Annotated in this window: 1 protein-coding gene; it reads right to left on the reverse strand. The window is 67.6% G+C overall.

From position 1 onward, the window contains the following. Positions 1–256, reverse strand: a 256-nt coding sequence (locus tag AC0IYH_RS32605; protein ID WP_471838492.1) for a hypothetical protein, incomplete at both ends; no start/stop codon positions are given.

Here is a 256-nt window from a genome sequence, read left to right on the forward strand (position 1 = left end):
GGGTCAGCATGACATCGTACAGAACGCGATCGTCGCGCGTGGCCGCCTCGCCGACCAGCTTCGAATAGCTGATGAGCTCCGCAGCGCCGCGTGCGCTCGCGCGCGTCTTCAGCCGCTTGGCGTAGCCCGCGAAATCGCCGCGCGCGAACGCCGTCACGCTCAGGCAGTCATAGACGCTGGCGAGATCGGGATAGCGTGCCGCCAGATCCAGCAATATGGCCTCGGCCTGCCGCTCGCGTCCGGCCGACCATAGAGC

The sequence above is a fragment of the Pseudomonas sp. AC463 genome, from assembly GCF_979253585.1.